This is a genomic window from Reyranella aquatilis (assembly GCF_020880995.1).
Lineage (GTDB): Bacteria > Pseudomonadota > Alphaproteobacteria > Reyranellales > Reyranellaceae > Reyranella > Reyranella aquatilis.
Genome location: NZ_JAJISD010000002.1, coordinates 67,084 through 86,904, shown reverse-complemented (window position 1 = coordinate 86,904; position 19,821 = coordinate 67,084). Strand labels below are relative to the sequence as shown.

Annotated in this window: 18 protein-coding genes and 1 tRNA gene; 13 read left to right on the top strand and 6 right to left on the bottom strand. The window is 66.9% G+C overall.

Going from position 1 to position 19,821, the window contains the following annotated elements; all coding sequences use genetic code 11:
- Nucleotides 1-35 precede the first annotated feature (35 nt).
- From LJ725_RS06270 to LJ725_RS06245, 6 genes are all read left to right on the top strand, one after another.
- Complete coding sequence (locus LJ725_RS06270; RefSeq protein WP_230549784.1) at nt 36-326, top strand: hypothetical protein; 291 nt, start codon at nt 36-38, stop codon at nt 324-326.
- 108 nt (nt 327-434) lie between these two features.
- Nucleotides 435-1,970: an ABC transporter substrate-binding protein gene (locus tag LJ725_RS06265; RefSeq protein ID WP_230549783.1), complete on the top strand. Its 1,536-nt coding sequence runs from the start codon at nt 435-437 to the stop codon at nt 1,968-1,970.
- Between the two features lie 37 nt (nt 1,971-2,007).
- A complete protein-coding gene (locus LJ725_RS06260) occupies nt 2,008-2,961 on the top strand; it encodes an ABC transporter permease (protein ID WP_230549782.1) in 954 nt (317 codons plus the stop codon).
- The gene (locus LJ725_RS06255) at nt 2,942-3,805 is read left to right on the top strand and encodes an ABC transporter permease (RefSeq protein WP_230549781.1); all 864 of its coding nucleotides are present in this window, start codon (nt 2,942-2,944) and stop codon (nt 3,803-3,805) included. Before LJ725_RS06260 ends, LJ725_RS06255 begins: the two co-directional genes overlap by 20 nt.
- A complete protein-coding gene (locus tag LJ725_RS06250) occupies nt 3,802-4,809 on the top strand; it encodes an ABC transporter ATP-binding protein (RefSeq protein WP_408015724.1) in 1,008 nt (335 codons plus the stop codon). The genes LJ725_RS06255 and LJ725_RS06250 overlap by 4 nt, the downstream gene beginning before the upstream one ends.
- Nucleotides 4,806-5,765, top strand: a complete 960-nt coding sequence (locus LJ725_RS06245) for an ABC transporter ATP-binding protein (protein ID WP_230549780.1) — start codon at nt 4,806-4,808, stop codon at nt 5,763-5,765. The genes LJ725_RS06250 and LJ725_RS06245 overlap by 4 nt, the downstream gene beginning before the upstream one ends.
- 6 nt (nt 5,766-5,771) lie before the next feature.
- Here LJ725_RS06245 and LJ725_RS06240 read toward each other — a convergent pair whose 3' ends face one another.
- Together LJ725_RS06240 and LJ725_RS06235 are read right to left on the bottom strand one after the other, a co-directional pair.
- Nucleotides 5,772-6,497 (bottom strand): anti-sigma factor, encoded by a 726-nt coding sequence (locus LJ725_RS06240; RefSeq protein ID WP_230549779.1) that lies wholly within the window; start codon nt 6,495-6,497, stop codon nt 5,772-5,774.
- Nucleotides 6,494-7,048, bottom strand: coding sequence for a sigma-70 family RNA polymerase sigma factor (locus tag LJ725_RS06235; RefSeq protein WP_230549778.1), 555 nt, complete (start codon nt 7,046-7,048; stop codon nt 6,494-6,496). The genes LJ725_RS06240 and LJ725_RS06235 overlap by 4 nt, the downstream gene beginning before the upstream one ends.
- Before the next feature lie 218 nt (nt 7,049-7,266).
- On the opposite strand from LJ725_RS06235, the gene LJ725_RS06230 reads away from it, so the two are divergent.
- A complete protein-coding gene (locus tag LJ725_RS06230) occupies nt 7,267-8,043 on the top strand; it encodes a DUF4394 domain-containing protein (protein ID WP_230549777.1) in 777 nt (258 codons plus the stop codon).
- Between the two features lie 103 nt (nt 8,044-8,146).
- Here the strand turns inward: LJ725_RS06230 and LJ725_RS06225 are convergent.
- Nucleotides 8,147-8,223, bottom strand: a tRNA-Pro gene (locus LJ725_RS06225).
- Nucleotides 8,224-8,352: 129 nt separating this feature from the next.
- Between LJ725_RS06225 and LJ725_RS06220 the strand changes: the two genes are divergently transcribed.
- Nucleotides 8,353-9,177: an aspartate dehydrogenase gene (locus tag LJ725_RS06220; protein ID WP_230549776.1), complete on the top strand. Its 825-nt coding sequence runs from the start codon at nt 8,353-8,355 to the stop codon at nt 9,175-9,177.
- A gap of 6 nt (nt 9,178-9,183) precedes the next feature.
- Here LJ725_RS06220 and LJ725_RS06215 read toward each other — a convergent pair whose 3' ends face one another.
- Entirely contained in the window at nt 9,184-9,759 is a 576-nt protein-coding gene (locus tag LJ725_RS06215; RefSeq protein WP_230549775.1) for a Spy/CpxP family protein refolding chaperone, read from the bottom strand.
- 79 nt (nt 9,760-9,838) lie between these two features.
- Nucleotides 9,839-11,368, bottom strand: a complete 1,530-nt coding sequence (glpD, locus tag LJ725_RS06210; RefSeq protein ID WP_230549774.1) for a glycerol-3-phosphate dehydrogenase — start codon at nt 11,366-11,368, stop codon at nt 9,839-9,841.
- 446 nt (nt 11,369-11,814) lie between these two features.
- Here glpD and LJ725_RS06205 point away from each other — a divergent pair, with 446 nt between their 5' ends.
- Genes LJ725_RS06205 through LJ725_RS06185 form a run of 5 tightly spaced genes read left to right on the top strand, consistent with a single transcriptional unit; the run spans nt 11,815 to nt 18,808 of the window.
- A complete protein-coding gene (locus LJ725_RS06205; protein WP_408015728.1) occupies nt 11,815-12,720 on the top strand; it encodes a glycine--tRNA ligase subunit alpha in 906 nt (301 codons plus the stop codon).
- Nucleotide 12,721: 1 nt separating this feature from the next.
- Entirely contained in the window at nt 12,722-14,773 is a 2,052-nt protein-coding gene (gene glyS, locus LJ725_RS06200; RefSeq protein WP_230549772.1) for a glycine--tRNA ligase subunit beta, read from the top strand.
- Between the two features lie 2 nt (nt 14,774-14,775).
- Nucleotides 14,776-17,451, top strand: a complete 2,676-nt coding sequence (gene ppdK / locus LJ725_RS06195; RefSeq protein ID WP_230549771.1) for a pyruvate, phosphate dikinase — start codon at nt 14,776-14,778, stop codon at nt 17,449-17,451.
- Nucleotides 17,448-18,380 carry an ArgK/MeaB family GTPase gene (locus LJ725_RS06190; protein ID WP_230549770.1) on the top strand — a complete coding sequence of 311 codons (933 nt, stop codon included), beginning with the start codon at nt 17,448-17,450 and terminating at the stop codon, nt 18,378-18,380. The genes ppdK and LJ725_RS06190 overlap by 4 nt, the downstream gene beginning before the upstream one ends.
- A complete protein-coding gene (locus tag LJ725_RS06185; RefSeq protein WP_230549769.1) occupies nt 18,377-18,808 on the top strand; it encodes an HIT family protein in 432 nt (143 codons plus the stop codon). The genes LJ725_RS06190 and LJ725_RS06185 overlap by 4 nt, the downstream gene beginning before the upstream one ends.
- 13 nt (nt 18,809-18,821) lie before the next feature.
- Here the strand turns inward: LJ725_RS06185 and LJ725_RS06180 are convergent, their stop codons facing one another.
- Nucleotides 18,822-19,796: a LysR family transcriptional regulator gene (locus tag LJ725_RS06180; RefSeq protein WP_230549768.1), complete on the bottom strand. Its 975-nt coding sequence runs from the start codon at nt 19,794-19,796 to the stop codon at nt 18,822-18,824.
- Nucleotides 19,797-19,821: the final 25 nt, after the last annotated feature.

Sequence of the window (19,821 nt, the reverse complement as noted above, 5' to 3'; positions counted from 1 at the left end):
AGACGGTGTAGGATGGGCCATCCATGGAGATTTGCATGCGTATCCTCGCCGCCGGACTTTCCGCTCTCGTCCTGACCCTGGGCTTCTCGTCCGCCTCACGCGCCGACGAACTGCTGAAGGAGTGCATGGTCACCAGCTCGGAAAAGATGTGCCAGTGCATCATCGCCCGCATCCCGGCCGACCAGCGCTCGAACGCCATCCTGGGGTTGCGCAAGTCGAACCAGTCGGTGAGCGTGAGCGGCAACCTGCTCAATCCCTCGAACCTGTCGCCGCAGGAAATGCAGGGCTTGAACGCCGTCGTCGCCGCGCAGGCCTACTGCATGTAATCTTGGGTTAAACGACTCCGCAATCCTCTAGGCTGGCGGCGAAGGCCGCGTTATCTTCCCGACCATAGATTTGATGCCGGTCAACGGCGCGATCCATGGGAGGGCCTTATGGCACTGTTTTCACGTAGATTTGGTCTGGTGGCGGCAATCGCGGCTGCCGTCGCGGCGCCGGCCTTCGCGCAGGCGCCGGCACCGGCGCCCGTTCGCGGCGGCGCGCTGACGATCGGCGTCGAGAGCGATTTCGAGGGCTTCGATCCGATCCGGGCGGGCGTCTATTCCAATTCGACGGTGACGGCGGCTTCGCTGTTCTACGAGACGCTGATGCGCCTCGACGACCAGGGCAATTTGCTGCCGGCGCTCGCTCTGTCGATGACGCCCAACGAGGACGGCAGCGTCTGGACGGCCAAGATCCGGCCCAACGTGAAGTGGCACGATGGCTCGCCGTTCACCGCGCAGGCCGTCGCCGACCATTTCAACCGCCTGCTGGACCCGGCCAACCGCTTCGCCGGTCGTGCCTATCTCGCCATCGATAAGGTCGAGGCGCCGGACGACCTGACCGCCGTCTTCAAGATGCGCGGTCCCAATGCGGCGCTGCCGCGTACCCTGGCACAGCCCACGGTCGTGACGCTGATCATTCCGGTCAAGATCGCCCAGGAAAAGGGCGCCGACTACAACCGCAATCCGGTTGGCACCGGCCCCTTCGTCTTCAAGGAGTGGCGCGCGGCCGACCGTCTCGTCGCCGAGCGCAATCCCGACTACTGGGACAAGGACAAGCCCTATCTCGACCGCGTGACCGTGCGGCCCCTGCCGGATTCCGACGCCCGCTACGCCAGCCTCGTGAAGGGCGACGTGCAGGTGATCTGGGAGGATCGTGCCGAGAACATCGTCAAGGCCAAGAAGGACAAGAATTTGCGGGTCCTGAGCTGGGTGGGCAGCGGAGCGCTGGTCATTCCGCTTAACACCCAGCGTGAGCCGCTGAACGACAAGCGCGTTCGCCAGGCCGTCTCGATGGCCCTGAACCGCAAGGGCAATGCCGCGGTGCTGACCCAGGGGCTGCGTCCCGTCCACGACGATCCCTATGGACCGAGTTCCGGCATCGAATGCAAGGACACCGGCGCGCTGAAGTACGATCCCGAGGCCGCGCGCAAGCTGATCGCCGATTACGGCAAGCCCGTGAAGCTCACCATGACGGTCACCGCCACGCCGCGCGGTCGTGAGGGCGCACAGGTCTTCCAGGCGGACATGAAGAAGGCCGGCATCGACGTCGAGATCAAGCCGGTCGACCAGACCCAGCTCGTGAAGGAAGCGCTGTCGCGCGACTTCCAGGTCACCGGCTGGCGCATCATCGACCTGGCCGACGTCGATCCGCAGATGTTCGCCAACTTCCATTCCAAGAGCCCGATCAACTTCTCGGGCTACAACAATGCGGAAGTGGACCGCCTGCTGCTGGTCGGCCGCACCAGCCTCGACGAGAACAAGCGCAAGGCCGCCTATTGCGATCTGATCAAGATCCTGAACGACGACGCGGTGTGGCTGTGGAGCGGCAGCAATATCGACTTCGCGATCACGCGCGCCAACGTGAGGGGCATTCCCGCGCTGCGCGGCGGTGCCGTGCAGGTCGAAGGCGCCTGGCTCGCGAAGTAGGGACGGGAGTCACCTCGGGTAGCGTAGGGCGTCTCCAGTGCCGTGGATCGTTCGCCAGCTGGTGCGGCTCGTCGTCGTGCTGTTCTGCGTGACGTTGCTCACCTACATGATCGTCAACATCCTGCCGGGGGATGTGGCGATCGTGATCCTGGGCAACCTCGCCACGCCGCAGGACATTGCCGGCCTGCGCGCCGATCTGGGTCTCGATCGGCCGATGCTCGTACGCTACTTCGACTGGCTGGGGTCCGCTCTCTCGGGCGACCTCGGCCGCTCCTACCGCAACGGCGAGCCGGTCGCACAGGCGATTATCGACCGGCTGCCGGTGTCGCTGCAGCTGATGGTGATGGCGCAGGTCATCGCGCTGGGCATCGCGATTCCGGTCGCGCTGCTGTCGGTGCGCAAGCCCGGCGGCATCTTCGACCGCATCTCGGCCTCGGCGGCCTTCGGCTTCCTCGCGATGCCCAACTTCATGCTGGGCATCGTGCTGATCTACCTGTTCTCCGTGTCCTTCGACCTGCTGCCCGCCACCGGCTTCACGCCGATGTCGGAGGGGCTGTGGGACAATTTCGAATCGATGATCCTGCCGTCGCTGACGCTCGGCCTCATCGAGTGGACGGTCCTGATGCGCGTGCTGCGCTCCGACCTGCTGACCACGCTCAAGGAGGACTTCATCCTTCTGGCCCGGGTCAAGGGTCTGTCGCCGTGGCGGGTGCTGCTGCGGCATGCGCTCCGGCCCTCGTCGTTCACGCTGATCACCATTCTCGGCCTCAATATCGGCGGCCTGATCGGCGGCGCGGTGATCGTCGAGCAGATCTTCGCGCTGCCCGGCGTCGGCCGGCTGCTGCTGGGCGGCATCTTCAACAGGGACCTCATTCTCGTGCAGGGCACTGTGGCGTTCATTGCCGTGGGGTTCGTCGTCATCAACTTCCTGGTCGACATGCTCTACGCCGTGCTCGACCCCCGGGTGCGCCATGTCCGCTTCCGCAGCTAAGGGCGCGGTCGTCGCGGCCACGCGGCCGCGCCGCCGCTGGCACTGGGCGCTCGCCCTGCCGCTGGGCTGGTTGATGCTCGTCGTCTTCCTGGCCATCACTGCCGACTGGATCGGCCTGCCCGATCCCTCGGCGCAGGAACTCATCCTGCGTCGCAAGCCGCCGTCCGCCGAGTATCTGCTGGGGACCGACAATCTCGGTCGCGATATGCTCTCGCGCATCATCTACGGCGCACGCACCTCGCTGATCGTCGGCATCTGTGCACCGTTCCTCGGCTTCCTGGTCGGCGGGGCCATCGGCATGAGCGCGGGTTACTTCCGCGGCAAGATCGACATGCTGGCGGTGGGTTTCATCGACATTCTCCTGGCCTTCCCGTCGCTGGTGCTGGCGCTCACCTTCACGGCCTACCTGGGACAAAGCCTGTTCAACGTGACGCTGGCGCTCGGCATCCTGTCGATTCCGGCCGCGGCGCGGGTGTCGCGCGCCAACACGCTCGCCTGGGCCAATCGCGACTTCGTGCTGGCGGCGCGCACCATCGGCGCCAGCAACTGGCGCATCATCACGCGCGAGATCCTGCCGAATCTCCTGCCGCCGATGTTCGCCTTCTGGCTGGTGGCGATCAGCGTGATCATCGTGGCCGAGGGCGCTCTCTCGTTCCTGGGGCTGGGCATCCCGGCACCGCAACCGAGCTGGGGCGGCATGATCGCCGACGGGCGCGAGGCGCTGGACGTCGCGCCCTACACGGCGCTGATCCCGGCGGCGGTGATGTTCGCCACCGTGCTGTCCCTCAACTTCGTGGGCGACATGGTGCGCAACATGGTCGATCCGCGCAGGTCCGCGCTGTGAGCGGCGCACCTCTCCTGTCGGTGCGCGAGGCGCGTGTCGGCTTCTTCACCGCGCGCGGTCCGCTGCGCGCCGTCGACGGCGTGTCGTTCGATCTCGAGAAGGGCCAGACGCTGGGTATCGTGGGCGAGTCCGGCTCCGGCAAGTCGGTGCTGGTGCGCTCGCTGATCGGCCTCGTGGGCGAAAGCTCGGGCGCCGAGGTGGGAGGCCAGGTCCTGTTCGAGGGCCGCGACCTTCGCGCGCTTCCGGCCCGCGAATTCCGCGGCGTGCTGGGCCGCGACATCGGGGTCGTCTTCCAGGATCCGATGACCTCGCTCAATCCCGTGATGAAGATCGGCCACCAGATCGGCGAGGGATTGCGCCTCAACCGCGGGCTGGATGCCAGGGCGGCGGCCGCGCGTGCCGTCGAACTGCTGACGGAGGTCGGCATTCCCGAGGCGGAACGGCGGGCAGGGCAGTACCCGCACGAACTGTCGGGCGGCATGCGGCAGCGCGTGGCCATCGCCATCGCGATCGCCTGCGCGCCCAAGTTGCTGATCGCGGACGAGCCCACGACCGCGCTCGATGTCACGGTGCAGCGGCAGATCCTCGACCTGCTGCAGCGCGAGCAGCGCGAGCGTGGCATGGCGATGATCCTGATCACGCACGATCTCGGCGTCGCCGCGGGGCGGGCGGACGACATCATGGTCATGTATGCGGGCCGGGCGGTCGAGACGGCGAAGACGCGCGAGCTCTTCCGGTCGCCGCGCATGCCCTATACCGAAGCGCTCCTGCGTTCGCTGCCGCGGCTGACCGATCCGACGCATACGCGGCTCAGCGCCATTCCCGGCCGGCCGCCCGATCTGGCGCGGCGCAGCGGCGGCTGTGCCTTTGCGCCGCGCTGCCGCTATCGCACGGATCGTTGCGACGAGGAGCAGCCGATGCAGACCTGGGAAGGTGCGCGCGGCTACGCCTGCTTCCATCCGCGCGGCGTGGACGTGGGCGGGAGTGGGGGAGCTGCCGAGTGAGCGATCTTCTCGCCATCCAGAACCTCACGGTCGAGTATCCGGTAGGCGGCGGCCGTCACGTCCACGCGGTGAGCGACGTCACCCTGTCGGTGAAGCAGGGCGAGACGCTGGGCCTGGTCGGCGAATCGGGTTCGGGCAAATCCTCGCTGGCCCGCGCGCTGCTGCAACTGCCGCCCCCCAAGGGCGGCGCCGTGCTGTTCGAGGGCCAGGATCTCACGAAACTGGGCGGCAAGGCCCTGCGCGCGGTCCGGCCGCGCCTGCAGATGATCTTCCAGGACCCCATCGCCTCGCTCAACCCGCGGCGCAAGGTGGCGGAGATCATCGCAGAGCCGCTGATCGTCTCGGGCGTGTCCGATGCCGCCGAGCGCACCCGGCGCGTGCGCGCCGTCATGGAGGCGGTCGGCCTCGATCCCGATCTCGTCTGGAACCGCAGGCCGCACGAATTCTCCGGCGGTCAGTGCCAGCGCATCGCCATCGCCCGCGCCCTCGTGCTGGAGCCCAGCCTGATCGTGTGCGACGAGCCGGTCTCGGCGCTCGACGTGTCGATCCGGGCGCAGATCATCAACCTGCTGGAGGACATGAAGGCCCGCTTCGGCCTCACACTTCTCTTCATTGCGCACGATCTCGCGGTGGTGAAGTCCGTGTCGGACCGGGTCGCGGTGATGTATCTCGGGCGACTGTGCGAGGTTGCCGATTCGGAGTCGCTGTTCACGACGCCGGCGCATCCCTACACGGCGGCGCTGATGGCGGCGATCCCCGAGCCGGACCCCGATGTCCCCCTGGGCGACACCAAGCTGAAGCCCGGAGACCCGCCGTCGCCGCTCGATCCGCCCTCTGGCTGCCGTTTCCGCACACGCTGCCCGCATGCCCAGCCGCGTTGCACCGACGAGGTGCCGCCGCTGCGCCAGATCGCGCCGGGCCGCGAGGTTGCCTGCCACTTCCCGCTGGTCGGTTGACGGCTCCTACAGCGTCCGGGCCGTCGTGCCCTTGTAGAGGATCGGGCCGGTCGGGCGCCCTGTCGGCGAGCCGCCGGCGGGCTCCAGCGTGATTTCGAAGAGCTGGTCGGCGGCCGTGGTCGGCAGCCGCTGGAGATCGAGCGGCGTCGCGCGGGCCCGGTCGAGCAGGCCGACCGATCGCGGACCGACCTCGCGGTTCCAGAGCGTCCACACCTGCAGCGTGCGTCCGGCGGGCACCGTCATGTCGACGAGCGGGATCATCTCGACCCTGCCGTCGGCGAAGGCGTTCACGATCGCGCCGGCCTGTCGTGTCGCATCGTCGACCAGGATGGCGACATAGACCGGCTTGCGGGCGGCGACCTCGTCCGCGTGCCGCAAACTGACCACGGCGACGAGCGCAAAGGCCACGGCGGCCGCCGTGCCGGAAAGGGCGGCGATGCGCAGCGCGCCCAGGCTGTTCCACAGCCGGCGCAGCAGGCCGGGCGGGGTGACCAGGGCGGCGGGAGCCGCGGCAGCCATTCCCGCTTCGATCCTGCGCCACAGGTCATCGGCCGGAACGACCGCATCGGCGGTATCGTCGAAGGCGGCAAAATGCTTCTGCCATGCCGCGACATCGCGCGCGAAGGCTGCGTCGGAGGCGAGGCGACGCTCCGCAGCCGCCCGCGTCTCGGCGTCCAGAAGGCCCAGCACGAATTCGGCAGCGAGGAGGCGATCGTCGCGGTCGGGCGTCATCCCATGCACTCCTGCAGGGAAGCGAGACCGCGGCGGATCCAGCTCTTGATGGTCCCGAGCGGCATGCCGAGCCGGCCGGCCAGTTCGCCGTGGCTGAAGCCGTGGACGTAGGCGAGGACGATGGCGTTGCGCCGACCGGCTTCGAGCTGTTGCAGGCATTGACGCAGCGCGCTGGAGTCCGGCAGGCGCTGCAGCGCCTGATCCGGCTGCGGCAAATCGGTGTCCGCCTGTTGTTCGGGATCGAAGCGCCGTTCGTCGCGCAGGATCGTCAACGCGCGATTCCGGACGATCGCATAAAGCCAGGCGCGCGCGGAACCGCGCGAGGGATCGTAGCTGCGCGCGCTCCGCCAGACGCGCATGAAGGCGTCATGGGTCGCTTCCTCCGCAAGATCGCGGCGGCGCAGGATGCGGATTGCCACGCCCACCATGCGGGCCGCCTCCAGATCGTAGATCAGACGCAACGCCGCCTTCTCTCCGGCCGCGCAGCGCACGATCGCCGCGGAAACCTGCGGTTCAAGCGCCGAAGGGTCGGAGGACGGTTCGGCCGCCATCGGTGTGTGCTCTCCCTCGAGAGTTCGTTCCATGCCCTGCGGCATCCGTCGGCTGCGCTTGCGCGTGCCCTCCGTAACAGTACCGCGCACAGGGGGCAATTGGATGCAGTGGCAGGCTATTTTCGATTTCCTTTCCGGGGCTGCATCCGTTTGGACGCTCCCGCGGGTACCCGCTGCAGGACCCGCTCATGGGCCTGCAACAAGCTGGAGAGACCCCAATGACTGTTAAGGCATTCCTGGCCGCCTCGACCGCCCTCGTGACGCTGGCGGGTACCGCCCATGCAGCCGACGTGGCGGCCCTGATCGGCAACGACACGATCGCCATCGTCGATACGTCCGCGAAGAAAGCGACGAAGAGCATGAAGGTCGCGGGCGTCGAAGGCCCGTTGGTCGGCATCGACGTGCGGCCGGCCGACGGCCTGCTCTATGCGCTGGCGGCGGACGGAACGCTGTACACGATCGCGATGGACGGCAAGGCCACGAAGAAGTCGAAGCTCGAGACGATGCTGCCGGCGGGCGCCTCCGCGACGGTGGACTTCAACCCGGTCGCCGATCGGCTGCGGGTCATCGGCAGCGACGGCACCAGCCTCCGCGTCAATGTAGACGACGGCAAGGTCATCAAGGACGGCAGCCTGAAATATGCCGACGGCGATGCCAACAAGGGCAAGGCGCCGAAGGTCATGGCAGGCGCCTATACCAACTCGGTCAAGGGGACGAAGGAAACCACGCTCCTCAACATCGACACCACGACCGGTGCGCTGGTGAAGCAGGCACCACCGAACGATGGCATCCTCAACACCGTGGGCGCGCTCGGCCCCAAGGTCGACGTGGTCGCCTTCGACATCTGGTCGGACGGCACGAAAAACGAAGGCTGGGCCATGACCGGCGATCAGCTGTGGTCGATCGACCTGGCGACTGGCAAGGCCTCGCCGGTGGCGAAGATCGAGGGACTCGGCGGTGCCGTCCGGGACATCGCGATCCTGCCGAAGATGTAGGACTGAAAGCCGGCGTTTGCGCGTTCCGGGTTGCCGGGTGCGCAGACGCCCCAGGGCCAAGGAAAAACGGCGGACCCGAAGGTCCGCCGTTGGTCTCGTCGATTGGTCGGAGCGAGAGGATTCGAACCTCCGGCCCCTAGCTCCCGAAGCTAGTGCTCTACCAGGCTGAGCTACGCTCCGTCAGGTGTACGGACTCCGGCCCGCGACGAGGCCGGGGTTATAGCCGCGCCCCCCTTCGGTCGCAAGGGCCGCGCCTGCCCGCTATAGTCGGCCCGTCCGGTCGACCGAAATCCGTCTCGCGGGGTACCCATGGCTAAGGAAAAACGGCTGAAAATCGCACTGATCGGCTACGGAGCGATCAGCCAGATGCTGTTCGACGTGTTCCGCGAGAAAAAGCCGCCCATCGACATCGTGGGCGTCCTCGTGCGCAAGGGCCGCGTCGCGGAGACGCAGAAGAAGGTCGGCAAGAAGGTCGCGGTGGTCGACACGCTCAAGGCGTTGCTGAAGCTGAAGCCCGATGTCGTGGTCGAGGCGGCCAGCCAGCAGGCGGTGCGCGAGTGGGGCGAGACGATCCTGAAGAAGGGCTTCGACTTCATGGTGATCGCGACCGGCGCCTATGGCGATCCGGTCCTGTGGAAGAAGCACCTCAAGGCGGCGGAAAAGGGCGGCGCGCGCCTGCGCCTGCCATCCGGCGCCATCGCCGGCCTCGACGGGCTGCTCGCCATGCGGCTCGGCAAGCTGGAGAAGGTGAAATACATCTCAATCAAGCCGCCGCATGCCTGGACCGGAACGCCGGCCGAGACCGAGTTCGACCTGCCGTCGATAAAGGAGCCGACGGTGATCTTCCGCGGCAAACCGGCGGACGCAGGCCGTCTCTATCCGAAGAATGCCAATCTGGCCGTGACGGTCGCACTGTGCGGTGCGGGGCTCGACAATACCGAGATCGAACTGGTCGCCGATCCGACCCTGCCGCCGGGCACCAATGCCAGCAAGCTCGAGGTCGTGGCCGATTCAGGCGAGCTGAAGCTCGAGCGGCTGGGCCGCGCCATGCCGGACAATCCCAAGACCGGCGTGCTCACCGCGCTCACCATGGCGGACGACCTGCTGAAGATCGTCCGCCACAGCGACTGGTAACACCCGTCAGCGCGGGGCGGGCCGGCCCATGGCGTGCGCCATGTGGCCGGGACCCATGCGCGGACGGTCGAGGACGGCCTTCTGGTCGGCCGTCAGGACGGCCACAAGGGCGGTCAGCGACGGCTTGACCGCCTCGATGGTGGCGATGCGGGCCTTCATGAGATCCTCTTCCATCGTCAGGCGCTCGAGGTAGCCCGGGCGCTCCTTCATCTCGATCGGCAGCGTCTGGCAGCGCGCCATCGACTTGGCGCTGGCCTCGTCGGCCGCCTTCTCGAAGGCGTTCCAGGCCGTCATCTGCTCGGGTTTGAGTTCGAGCCTGGCCTTGACGTAGGCGCGGTCGCCGATGCGTCGCGCGACCATGTCGATGCAGGCCGCCTTGGGAGAGAAGTTGCGTTCTGCGCGCTCGCCCGCCTTGGCGCGCTCGGCGCGCGGACCGGCGGGGGCGGGCGCGGGCGGGGGGGCTTGCGCCAGTTCGATCCCGTACTCGTCGGCGAAAAGATCGAAGGCGAATGCCGGCGTTGCAAAGGCGAAGCCGGCCGCCAGGACGAGGGCGGAAGGCAGGAGGAGGGGGCGAAACGACATCGAGGAACCTCACCGTTGATCGTGCTGTTCCTGAGATACGGACGCACGCGTTGCGGCGTGCCCGTCGCCGAACGTTAACTTATGTAAAGTTGGGCCGCTGCTCTTCGAGCCAGAGAGCAAATGCTTCGCGCTCGCCGGGAGACATGTGGAGGCCTTCCTTGGTTCGGCGCCACAGTATGTCCTCGGCATCGACCGCCCATTCGTCCCGGATCAGGTGGCGCACCTCGACCTCGTAGAGGGATCCGCCGAAATGGCGACCGAGATCGGCCACCGTCTTCACGTTTTCCAGCATGTCCTCGAGGCCCGAACCGTGGCGGCGGGCCAGGATGCGGACGAGTTCCTTGGGCAGGGCAGGCTTGCTGGCGGCGGCACCGTCGACGAAGTTGTCGAACGCCTGCTCGAAGGTCGGGGCGTCGGCCATCTCGCCGTCGTAGACGGCACGGCTGTCCGTCCAGGGGCCGCCCATGCGCGGGAAATAGGGCTGGAGGTCCCGCAAAGCGTGTTCCGCCAGCCGGCGGTAGGTCGTGATCTTGCCGCCGAAAACCGAGAGGATCGGCGCCCGGGTCCGGGGCGTGCCGTCGACCTCGAGATGGTAGTCGCGGGTCACCTTCGAGGGATTGTCGTCGCCGTCGTCGAACAGCGGCCGGACGCCGGAGAATGTCCAGACCACGTCCTCCGGACGCACCGGCTTTTCCATGTAATGGCTGACGAGGTCACAGAGGTAGGTGACTTCCTCGGGCGAGCAAACCGGATGCTCGCCTTCCTCCACGGCGATGTCGGTGGTGCCGATCAGGGAGAATTCGCGCTCGTAGGGGATCACGAAGACGATGCGGTTGTCGCTGTTCTGCAGGATGAAGGCATGGTCGCCCTCATACAGTCGCGGCACCACGATGTGACTGCCCTTGACCAGTCGCACCCGCTTGGGCGTCTTGATCTGGGTCTCCTCGTCGAGGAAGCGCTTTACCCAGGGGCCGGCGGCGTTCACCAGGCCGCGTGCCTGCAACTGGATCGGAACGCCACCGGGGCCGGCCAGTTCGATGTTCCAGAGTTTGCCGTCCTCGCTGCGGCGGGCGGAGACGCAGCGGTGACGGGCGTAGATCTTCGCGCCCATCTCGCGCGCCGACTTGAGGTTTGAAATCACCAGCCGGGCATCGTCGACCCAGCCGTCGGAATAGACGAACCCCTTCTTGAAACCGGGTTTGAGGCCGGCGCCGAACTTCGAGGAAGGAAGGTCCACCGCGATCGACTTCGGCAGGGTCATGCGCCAGTCGAGATGGTCGTACAGGAAAAGGCCGAGCCGCAGCATCCAGCGCGGCCGCAGGTGGGGCTCGTGTGGCAGTACGAAACGCATCGGCCAGGACAGGTGCGGCGCCTTGGCCAGCAGGACTTCACGTTCCTGCAGGGCCTCGCGTACCAGGCGGAACTCGTAGGTTTCGAGGTAGCGCAGGCCGCCGTGGATCAGCTTGCTCGCCTTGGATGAGGTCGCGCTGGCGAAGTCGTTCATTTCGCACAGCCCAACCGTGAGGGCCCGGCCCGCTGCGTCGCAGGCGATGCCCGCGCCATTTATGCCGCCGCCGACCACGAAAAGGTCGAGCGGCTCACTCTTCATTCCGTTCATGCCACCCATATAGCCCGCTTGACCCGGTTTCGCAGGAACCTCAAATGGCCGCATGCTGCTGAAAATCATCCTGTTCGGCGTCGCCGTGTACGGGGCGTACAAGACCTTCCGGCACTGGAAGGGTCTGTTTGACCGGTTCACGGGCAATGCAAGCCCGCCGCAGCGGCCGCCGGCGCCCACCCAACCGGCTCCGCGTCCCGAACCGCCTCCCGTCGTAGCGTCCCGCAAGCCCGCCGTTGTGGAGGATACGGTCCAGTGCACCGGTTGCGGTGCCTACATATCGACCTCTGCCGAAAAATGCGGCCATTGCGGCCGCCCGCGGCCATAAGGCCGCACTCTGCCACCAGCCTTGACCGGCTTGGGGGGCGAACCTATTTTGCCGCACCGCAAAAACGGCCATAAGTTGCGGAAATAAAAGGCCTTTAGAGCTTCGGGGAATACCGTTGTCGAACCCCTCAGCAGCGCGCGGCAAGCCCACGTGCTTCCAGGAACTCATCCTCACCCTGCAGGACTATTGGGCGGCACAGGGCTGCCTGATCCTCCAGCCGTTCGACATGGAGATGGGCGCCGGTACCTTCCACACCGCGACGACCCTGCGCGCGCTCGGTCCGAAGCCCTGGTACGCGGCCTATGTGCAGCCCTCTCGTCGTCCCGGTGACGGCCGCTACGGCGAGAACCCGATGCGGCTGCAGCACTACTACCAGTTCCAGGCGATCCTGAAGCCGTCGCCGCCCGACATCCTCGAACGCTATCTCGGTTCGCTGCAGGCGATCGGCATCGACACGAGCCTGCACGACATCCGGTTCGTCGAGGACGACTGGGAGAGCCCGACGCTCGGGGCCTGGGGCCTGGGCTGGGAAGTCTGGTGCGACGGCATGGAGATCACGCAGTTCACCTACTTCCAGCAGGTGGGTGGCATCGAGGTCGACCTCGTGGCCGGCGAGATCACCTACGGCCTCGAGCGGCTGGCGATGTACCTTTTCGACAAGAAGTCGGTCTACGACCTGCCGTTCAACCGCGCCGATTCCGACGTGCCCCTGACCTATGGCGACGTGTTCCTGCAGAACGAGCGTGAGCAGTCGGCCTACAATTTCGAGCATGCCGATACCGGGATGTTGTTTCGCCACTTCGACGATGCCGAAAAGGAATGCGGCCGGCTGGTCGAGAAGAAGCTGCCGCTGCCGGCCTATGAGCAGTGCATCAAGGCGAGCCACGCCTTCAACCTGCTGGACGCGCGCGGCGTAATCAGCGTCGCCGAGCGGCAGAGCTACATCCTGCGCGTCCGCGACCTTGCCAAAGCCTGCTGCGAGACCTGGCTGGCCACTCAGAAAGAGGCCGCCTGAGATGGCCGAGCTCCTTCTCGAACTCCTCTCCGAGGAGATCCCCGCGCGCATGCAGGCGCGCGCGGCCGAAGACCTCAAGCGATTGATCTGTGAAGGGCTCAAGGGCGCCGGCATTGGATTCGAGACGGCACGGGCGTTCGTGACGCCGCGCCGCCTCGCGCTCGTGGTCGATGGCATTCCGGCTGTGCGCGACGACGTAAGCGAGGAGAAGCGCGGTCCGCGCGTCGGCGCGCCCGACCCGGCGATTCAGGGCTTCCTGAAGGGCGCCGGCCTCGCCTCGCTCGACCAGGCGGAGAAACGCGATACCGGCAAGGGCGAGTTCTGGTTCGCCGTCATCACGAAGAAGGGCGGCCCGACGGCCGACGCGCTCCCGGTGGTCATCGACGGTGCGCTGAAGGCGTTGCCGTGGCCCAAGTCCATGAAGTGGGGCAGCAGCACCCTGCAGTGGGTGCGACCGCTCCAGTCCATCGTCGCGCTGTTCGACGGCAAGGTGCTGAAGGGAGAGGTCTCGCCGGGCGGGAAGATGGCGCCGATCGCCTTCGGCGCCACGACGCGCGGCCATCGCTTCCTCTCCAAGGGGACGTTCGAGGTCTCGAACTTTGCCGACTACCAGGAGAAGCTGCGCGCCGCGCACGTCGTACTCGACGCCGGCGAGCGCAAGAACATCATTCTCGATGGCGCACGCAAGCTGTGTGCGGATGCACAGGTCACGCTGAACGAGGACGAGGGGCTGCTTGATGAAGTGGCCGGCCTGACCGAATGGCCGGTGCCGATGCTGGGCGCCATCGACGCGCAGTTCATGGACGTGCCGCCGGAAGTGCTGATCGTGTCGATGAAGGTGCACCTGCGCTTCTTCACGACGTCGGGCGCCGACGGCAAGCTCGCCAACCGCTTCGTCTTGGTCGCCAACAACGTTGCGCGCGACGGCGGCAAGACGATCGTCGCCGGCAACGAGCGCGTGCTGCGCGGCCGCCTCGCCGATGCAAAGTTCTTCTGGGACCAGGATCGCAAGATCACGCTGGAGAGCCGCGTGCCGGGGCTGGAGAAGATCGTCTTCCATGCCAATCTCGGCACCCAGGCCCAGCGGGTCGACCGCATCGTGGCGCTGGCCGCCGAGATTGCGAAGTCGATTGACGGTGCCGATGCCGCGGCGGTCGCGCAGGCCGCGCGCCTGTGCAAGGCCGATCTCGTCACCGGCATGGTGGGCGAGTTCCCCGAACTGCAGGGCGTGATGGGGCGCTACTATGCGCTGGGCGAGAAGCTGCCGGCCGCCGTCGCCGACGCGATCGGCGACCATTACGCGCCGGCCGGACCCAACGACCGCTGCCCCACGGCGCCGGTTTCGATCGCGATCGCGCTGGCCGACAAGCTCGATGCGCTTACCTCTTTCTGGTCGATCGGCGAGAAGCCGACGGGCTCGCGCGATCCCTTCGCGCTGCGTCGCGCGGCGCTCGGCGTGATCCGGATCGTGGTCGAGAACAGGCTGCGCCTGTCGCTGCGGCCCTTCCTCAAGGACGACGACCTGCTGGCCTTCTTCGCCGAGCGTCTCAAGGTGCAGATGCGAGAGAAGGGCGTGCGTCACGATGTGGTCGACGCGGTCGTGTCGCTGGGCGGCGAGGACGATCTCGTGCGCCTGCTGGCCCGTGTCGAGGCGCTGCAGGCATTCCTGGGCACGGAAGCGGGCAAGAACCTGCTGACCGCCTATGGCCGCGCGGCCAACATCGTTCGCGCCGAGGAGAAGAAGGACAAGGGCTTGGCGGCGAAGATCGCCGGCGCGCCCGATGTCGCGCTTCTGGAACAAGCCGAGGAGAAATCCGTTGCTTCCGCCTTGGATGAGGTTGCGCGCCGTGTGAAGCCGGCGCTGGACGCCGAGAATTTCGCGGGCGCCATGGAGGCGTTTGCGGGCTTGCGCGGGCCGATCGATGCCCTGTTCGACAAGGTCACGGTCAACGTGACGGACAGGCCCGAGATCCGCCTCAACAGGCTGAAGCTGCTTAACCGGATTCGCGCTACCATGGACACGGTAGCCGACTTTTCAAAGATCGAGGGCTAAGCATGGCCAAGTGGGTCTACAGTTTTGGGGACGGCAAGGCCGAAGGCCGCGCCGACATGCGCAACCTGCTGGGCGGCAAGGGTGCCAACCTGGCGGAGATGTCGAGCCTCGGCCTGCCCGTCCCGCCGGGCTTCACCATCACCACCGAAGTCTGCACCTACTTCTACGACAACGAGCGCACCTACCCGCCTGAACTGAAGGACGAGGTCGAGAAGGCCCTGGTTTCGGTCGAGAAGATCGTCGGCACCGCTTTCGGCGACGCCGCCAATCCACTGCTGGTTTCGGTTCGCTCGGGTGCGCGCGCCTCGATGCCGGGCATGATGGATACGGTGCTGAACCTTGGCCTCAACGACAAGACCGTGCTCGGCCTCGCCAAGTCGTCGGGCGACGAGCGCTTTGCCTGGGACAGCTATCGCCGCTTCATCCAGATGTATTCCAACGTCGTGCTCGACGTCGGCCATCACTATTTCGAGGAGGCGCTCGAGATCAAGAAGGAGGATCTCGGCGTCCAGATGGACACCGACCTCAAGGCCGACGACTGGAAGTCGGTCGTGGCTGAGTACAAGAAACTGGTCGAGAAGCGCACTGGCAAGCCGTTCCCGCAGGAGCCGCGCGAGCAGCTCTGGGGCGCTGTCGGCGCCGTGTTCGAATCGTGGATGAACCAGCGCGCGATCACCTACCGCCGCCTGCATTCGATCCCCGAGAGCTGGGGCACCGCCGTCAACGTCCAGGCCATGGTGTTCGGCAACATGGGCGAGGACTGCGCCACCGGCGTCGCCTTCACGCGTGACCCGTCGACCGGCACCAACCTGTTCTACGGCGAGTATCTGGTGAACGCGCAGGGCGAGGACGTCGTCGCCGGCATCCGCACGCCGCAGCACCTCACCGTGCAGGGCAAGCTCGCACAGAAGTCCGACGCGCCGGCCATGGAAGAGGTCATGCCGGAAGTGTTCAGGCAGCTGGCCGACGTGCGCCAGCGGCTCGAGAAGCACTACAGCGACATGCAGGACATCGAGTTCACCGTGCAGCGCGGCAAGCTCTATATGCTGCAGACCCGCAACGGCAAGCGCACGGCGAAGGCGGCGCTCAAGATCGCGGTCGACATGGTGAACGAGGGGCTGATCGACAAGAAGGAGGCCGTTGCCCGCATCGTACCGGCGTCGCTCGACCAGCTCCTGCATCCCACGCTCGATCCCAAGGCGACCCGCAAGGTGATCGCGAAGGGCCTGCCGGCCTCGCCGGGCGCCGCCTCCGGCAAGGTCGTGTTCTCCGCCGACGATGCGGAGAAGCAGGCGCGCAGCGGCGAGAAGGTCATCCTGGTGCGCCGCGAGACGAGTCCCGAGGACATCCATGGCATGCATGCCGCGGAGGGCATCCTGACCTCGACCGGCGGCATGACCAGCCACGCCGCCGTGGTCGCGCGCGGCATGGGCAAGCCCTGCGTCGCGGGCGCCGGCGACGTGCGCATCGACGGCAAGGCCGGCACGCTCTCCGTGCGGGGCACCGTCGTGAAGACGGGCGAGACCATCACGCTCGACGGCAGCACCGGCGAGATCATTCTCGGCATCGTTCCGACCGTGCAGCCTGAACTCAGCGGCGACTTCTCCCAACTGATGGAATGGGCCGACGAGTTCCGCAAACTCGGTATCCGCACCAACGCGGAGACGCCGGCCGATGCCGCCCAGGCCCGCAAGTTCGGCGCCGAGGGCATCGGTCTCTGCCGCACCGAGCACATGTTCTTCGAAGGCGACCGTATCGTGGCGGTCCGCGAGATGATCCTGGCCGACGACGAGAAGAGCCGTCGCACCGCACTGGCCAAGATCCAGCCGATGCAGCGTCAGGATTTCGTCGAGCTGTTCGAGATCATGGCCGGCCTGCCCGTGACGATCCGCCTGCTCGATCCGCCGTTGCACGAATTCCTGCCCAAGACACCGGCCGAGATGGAAGTCGTCGCCCGGGACCTCGGTGTCGACCTGAAGGAGATCGAGGAGCGCGCCAACAAGCTGCACGAGTTCAATCCCATGCTCGGCCATCGCGGCGTGCGCCTCGGCATCTCCTATCCGGAGATCTACGAGATGCAGGCCCGCGCCATCTTTGAGGCCGTAGCCGAAGTTCAGAAGAAGGCCGGCAAGACGGTGATCCCCGAGATCATGATCCCGCTGGTGGCGACGAAGAAGGAGCTCGACCTCATGAAGGTGGTGATCGACCGGGTCGCCGAGGAGGTCAGCAGCTCGTCGAGCCAGAAGCTCGAATACCTGGTCGGCACCATGATCGAGCTGCCGCGCGCGGCGCTTCGCGCCGGAGATATCGCCGAAACCGCCGAGTTCTTCTCGTTTGGCACCAATGACCTGACCCAGACCACCTTCGGCCTCAGCCGCGACGACTCGGCCTCGTTCCTGGAGAAGTACCAGCAGCGCGGCATCTTCGAGCACGATCCCTTCGCCTCACTCGACATCGAGGGCGTGGGTGAGCTGATCGAGATCGCGACCGAGCGCGGCCGCAAGGTGCGCAACAGCCTGAAGCTCGGCATCTGCGGCGAGCACGGCGGCGATCCGGCCTCGGTCTTCTTCTGCCACAAGGCCGGCCTCGACTACGTTTCCTGCTCGCCCTATCGCGTGCCGATCGCGCGGCTGGCGGCGGCGCAGGCGGCGCTGGGCGGCCCGCTCAAGACCGAATGACGCTGGCTGCGCTTCGCAGGGACGGCAAGCGGGCGCTGGCCGCGGCGCTTGCCGGCCTGGAGCGTGATCCCGAGAGCGAGACGGCGCAGGACCTGCTCGACGCGGCGTGGCGCGAGCCGCGGGCCCATGTCGTGGGTGTCACGGGACCGCCGGGTGTCGGCAAATCCTCCCTGTGCGCCGCGCTGGTCGCGGCCTGGCGCGCGGGCGGCAAGACCGTCGGCGTCATCGCCGTCGATCCCTCGTCGCGGACCAGCGGCGGCGCCCTGCTCGGCGACCGGGTGCGCATCGTCCATGACGGCTCCGACCCGGGCTGCTTCGTGCGCTCGATGGCGGCTCGCGACCGGCTGGGCGGCCTGGCGGATCAGACTCTGGCAGCCATGGTCCTGATGCGGGCGCTGTTCGATCGCGTGCTCATCGAGACGGTGGGGGTAGGGCAGTCCGAAACGGACGTGGCAGGGGTGGCCGATACGGTCGTCTTCTGCGTCCAGCCCGGTTCGGGCGATTCCCTCCAGTTCATGAAGGCGGGAATCGTCGAGATCCCGCATCTGGTGGTCGTCACCAAAGCCGACATGGGCGCTGCGGCCGAGCGCGCCCGCGCCGACGTCGCGGGGGCCTTGTCACTCTCGACGGCGGGCGATGCCGGCGACTGGCCCGTCCGGACGCTGGCCGTGTCGTCGCGAACCGGGGCCGGGATGGAAGGCCTGGTGAAGGCGCTCGAGGATCACCGGGACCACCTGTCGGCCGACGGTCGGTTGGCGGTGGCCCGTCATCGCCAGAGCCAGGGCTGGGTGGGCGAGTCGTTGCGCGATCGTTTCGGCCGCGACGGGCTTGCGCGGCTGGGGCGCATGCACCTGGACCTGACCCTGGCACCGGGCGCACAACCTTTTCAGAGGCTGCGAGAACTGGGCCGAGCGCTGGAGAGACCATGACGAGCCATCCGACCGATGACGGCTGCATCTTCTGCAGGATCGTGGCCGGGCAACTGCCCTGCTTCAAGCTGATGGAGGACGAGACGACCATCGCCTTCATGGACATCAATCCCGTCAATCCGGGCCATGCGCTCGCCGTGGCGAAGGGCCATTGGCCGACGGTCGACGTCATCCCGCCGGAGATACTCGGCGATGTCGCGAGGACCGCTCAGCGCGTGGCGAAGGCGGCGCTCGCCGTGCTGAAGCCGACCGGCGTGAATCTCCTGCAATCCAATGGCCCGGGAGCGGGGCAGAGCGTGCCCCATCTCCATGTCCACATCCTGCCGCGCTATCCCGACGACAAGGTCCGGCTGAACTGGGTCTACCAGCCGGGCGACAAGAAAGAGATCGAGGCGATCTGCTCGAAGCTGAAGGCCGCCCTCGAATAGAAGTGAGGCGGCCTCAGGCCGCAGCGATCGAACCGGTCGCGGCGCTTCTGCTGCGCGGCGTGGTCGAGAACCATTCCCGCTCATCCTTGCGGAACTGCTCGCGCACATAGTCGATGACGGTGCGGATACGCGCGCCTTTGTTGGTCTCCTCATGGCTGACCAGCCAGATATCGCGCACGATCTTGAGGTCGATCGGGGCGGCGACCAGGTTAGAGGACTTGGCGATGTAGTCGGGGAACACCGAGATGCCGTAGCCGGTCTGCACGGCCTCCATCGCCGCGTAGGAGGAGTTCGTGCGCAGCACCACGGACGTGCTGCGCTCGACCACCTCGCTCCACGGCTTCATGGCCGGGAGGCTGTGGAGGGTCGTGTGGTCGACGACATGATGCTCGCGCATGTCGTCGAGCTTCTGCGGCAGGCCGTACTGCTCGATGTAGGACGGGGCCGCGAAGATCGACATGTTCACCTGGCCGACGCGCGCCGCCACCAGCTGGTTCGACGTGGGCCGGAAAAAGCGGATGGCGAGATCGGCCTGCCGGGTAGCCAGGTCGAGCACCTGATCGCCCGCGATCACCTGGACGATGATGTCGGGATGGGTGCGGCGCAGAACGCCGAGGCGCGGCACCAGCCAGTGGGCGGCAATGCCCTCGGTTGCGGCGATGCGGACGATGCCCGCCATCTCGCGGTCGAGACCGGCCAGATGCCGCTCGATCGCCGTGGCGTTGGACATCATCGATTCGGCCTGCACCAGCACGCCGCGGGCGGCCGGGGTCACCTCCATACCGTGGCGGTGGCGGTCGAATAGCTTGGCCCCTAGGCGCCGCTCCAGCGCCTGGATCCGGCGGCCGACCGTCGTCTGTTTGGTGTTCAACTGGGTGGCGGCGGCGCTGAAACTTCCAGTCTTTGCAACCGCAAGGAAAAAACGCACGTCGTCCCAATCGCCAAGGATGTTGGGAATTTTGGTCTTGCGCGGAGGAGTCGTGACCATGGCAACAATCGATACAATATGGGTG

What these genes read in the sequence shown, in the direction of transcription:
- glyS (WP_230549772.1), top strand. Translation starts at nt 12,722, where the DNA reads ATGGCCGAGCTCCTTCTCGAACTCCTCTCCGAGGAGATCCCCGCGCGC.
- LJ725_RS06220 (WP_230549776.1), top strand. Translation starts at nt 8,353, where the DNA reads ATGGCTAAGGAAAAACGGCTGAAAATCGCACTGATCGGCTACGGAGCG.
- LJ725_RS06190 (WP_230549770.1), top strand. Translation starts at nt 17,448, where the DNA reads ATGACGCTGGCTGCGCTTCGCAGGGACGGCAAGCGGGCGCTGGCCGCG.
- LJ725_RS06180 (WP_230549768.1), bottom strand. Translation starts at nt 19,796, where the DNA reads ATGGTCACGACTCCTCCGCGCAAGACCAAAATTCCCAACATCCTTGGC.
- LJ725_RS06235 (WP_230549778.1), bottom strand. Translation starts at nt 7,048, where the DNA reads ATGGCGGCCGAACCGTCCTCCGACCCTTCGGCGCTTGAACCGCAGGTT.
- LJ725_RS06240 (WP_230549779.1), bottom strand. Translation starts at nt 6,497, where the DNA reads ATGACGCCCGACCGCGACGATCGCCTCCTCGCTGCCGAATTCGTGCTG.
- LJ725_RS06270 (WP_230549784.1), top strand. Translation starts at nt 36, where the DNA reads ATGCGTATCCTCGCCGCCGGACTTTCCGCTCTCGTCCTGACCCTGGGC.
- LJ725_RS06255 (WP_230549781.1), top strand. Translation starts at nt 2,942, where the DNA reads ATGTCCGCTTCCGCAGCTAAGGGCGCGGTCGTCGCGGCCACGCGGCCG.
- ppdK (WP_230549771.1), top strand. Translation starts at nt 14,776, where the DNA reads ATGGCCAAGTGGGTCTACAGTTTTGGGGACGGCAAGGCCGAAGGCCGC.
- LJ725_RS06185 (WP_230549769.1), top strand. Translation starts at nt 18,377, where the DNA reads ATGACGAGCCATCCGACCGATGACGGCTGCATCTTCTGCAGGATCGTG.
- LJ725_RS06230 (WP_230549777.1), top strand. Translation starts at nt 7,267, where the DNA reads ATGACTGTTAAGGCATTCCTGGCCGCCTCGACCGCCCTCGTGACGCTG.
- LJ725_RS06265 (WP_230549783.1), top strand. Translation starts at nt 435, where the DNA reads ATGGCACTGTTTTCACGTAGATTTGGTCTGGTGGCGGCAATCGCGGCT.
- LJ725_RS06215 (WP_230549775.1), bottom strand. Translation starts at nt 9,759, where the DNA reads ATGTCGTTTCGCCCCCTCCTCCTGCCTTCCGCCCTCGTCCTGGCGGCC.
- glpD (WP_230549774.1), bottom strand. Translation starts at nt 11,368, where the DNA reads ATGAAGAGTGAGCCGCTCGACCTTTTCGTGGTCGGCGGCGGCATAAAT.